The sequence below is a fragment of the Spiroplasma sp. ald genome, from assembly GCF_044714355.1.
GTDB classification, from domain to species: domain Bacteria; phylum Bacillota_I; class Bacilli_A; order Mycoplasmatales; family Mycoplasmataceae; genus Spiroplasma; species Spiroplasma phoeniceum.
Genome location: NZ_RXFY01000147.1, coordinates 1 through 1,898 on the forward strand (window position 1 = coordinate 1; position 1,898 = coordinate 1,898).

The following is a 1,898-nucleotide window of genomic DNA, read 5'->3' on the forward strand; positions in this document are numbered from 1 at the left end:
TTATCAAATTTCATAATTTTAGATTCCTATAATTTCTATTTTAAATATATTTTATAGGAATTTTAAAATAACTAGGTTATGCAAGAAGTCTATTATAACTGGCATCACTAAATGTAAAATAACTGTTGCCACTCAGTGATAAGGACGATATTGTGATGCTTGATCTTTTTGACCAACAATACCAACTCAAAAAACTAACATTGTAATTGTAATGTACGTTGTAACTGCTAATTGAATCACATAGTGTGGTTTTGTATTTTTAAATTTTGATTCAAACAAATATAAGAAAAAATATAGAGCAACAATATAATTTGTTTGCGTTGTAAAAAACGAATAATAATTAGAAATTCTTTCACCATAACCTAAGTGTGCAAATTTTGGTTGTGGATAATAAGTTGCCATGATTAAATCAAGCAATAAAAATAAACTTAAAATAATTAAAGCTCCCAAACGTAAATAAAAATGGACGCGAGGATTTCACTTGAACATTGTATAACTCCTTTAACATCAAATCACATAATATACATTTTAGTCATTTTTTAGGTAAAGTACAAGTAGGCATTATTATTTTATTTTTCATAATTTCCTTACTATTTTACTAAATTTAAATCTATTTTTTAAAATTTTTTTCTTCTAACACCAAAAAGTGATAAAATTATAAGTAAGTAAAAGGAGGATTCAAAATGTTTAATTTTAATAGTGAAAAAATAAACCAGTTGGTTGTAAATTATATTAATTATACTGTTGATCCAAAGCATGATAATGAACAACAACAAAATAAACTTGATAGTAACAATTTCTTTTATCAAATTGATACTCGTCAATTAAAAAATAGTATTAATGGTGTTATTAGTTCGCATCTAGCAACATCAGAACAATTTGCAAAAGCTGGTGAAATTATTGATGAATATTATTCAGAAAAAACACCATTTATTTGGTGTACAATTACAGTTGATAATAACCAAGCAGAACGTTCATTTTTTGAAAAAAATGGCTTAACATATTTGCAAACTGGAATTGGAATGATGATTGATTTAAAAACTTTTACCGCAAAAAGTGAATTATTGAAAAACGAAAAATTTAATCCGATAACTGATCTAACAATGTTTTGCAAAGAAAAAAAACCCAAATTAATAACTACAACAAACCTTAAAATTATTAGTGATGCTGATTTACCATTAAAAGATTTACCAACTTCACAACCTAATCCTACATTAAATCAAGTTAACAATCTTTGCTATGCTGTAACCTTAACTAAAGATGAAACACCAATGACAACTGGGATTCTCTTTTTTGAAGCAACAATCGCTGTAATTAGAATTACTGACAATGATGATAATTCTGAAAATAAAAAGAAAATGTTAATGCATTTATTACACCAAGCAAAAAAAGCAAATTATCAAACTGTTGGTATTGTGGTACCAGATAACCAAGTTGCTTGGTATCAAAAACTAGGTTTTGAACCACAAGATTTATATTTTAACACTTATGTAATGCATTACTCACAAGAATAATGTTTTCTTAAATAAAGGGGAAAAGAAAAAGTAGAATGATTCTACTTTTTCTTTTCCCCTTTTAGAAATTTATTCATTTTCTTCTACTGTAATTACTTTTTCAGCAAGAGCATGGGCCATTCGAAATGGTTTATTATGCCCAGGTAACACATGCCATTTTGCATCTAAATTAGTAATGCGACGTAATTCAGTAATAAAGTAATTATCATTACACATAGCTCCGGTATAACCAGGACTTGTTTTATCAGGCATTAAACTAGCACCAGTTGTCACTAAATTTAGCGCTTTAATTCTTAACATTTGAGTTCCTGCGGTATGACCAGGAATATGAAAAACTTCAATAGACTTCTTGCATAACCTAGTTATTTTAAAATTCCTATAAAA

3 protein-coding genes are annotated in these 1,898 nt (G+C 27.1%); 1 reads left to right on the forward strand and 2 read right to left on the reverse strand.

Features of this window, described 5'->3' with window-relative positions:
* Window positions 1–51: 51 nt before the first annotated feature.
* A complete protein-coding gene (locus tag EHU54_RS05695; RefSeq protein ID WP_400249428.1) occupies window positions 52–489 on the reverse strand; it encodes a hypothetical protein in 438 nt (145 codons plus the stop codon).
* 194 nt (window positions 490–683) lie between these two features.
* Between EHU54_RS05695 and EHU54_RS05700 the strand changes: the two genes are divergently transcribed.
* Window positions 684–1,514, forward strand: coding sequence for a hypothetical protein (locus EHU54_RS05700; RefSeq protein WP_400249429.1), 831 nt, complete (start codon window positions 684–686; stop codon window positions 1,512–1,514).
* Between the two features lie 69 nt (window positions 1,515–1,583).
* On the opposite strand, the gene EHU54_RS05705 is transcribed toward EHU54_RS05700, so the two are convergent.
* On the reverse strand, window positions 1,584–1,898 hold a 315-nt coding region (locus EHU54_RS05705; RefSeq protein ID WP_400249430.1), incomplete at its 5' end, for an MBL fold metallo-hydrolase.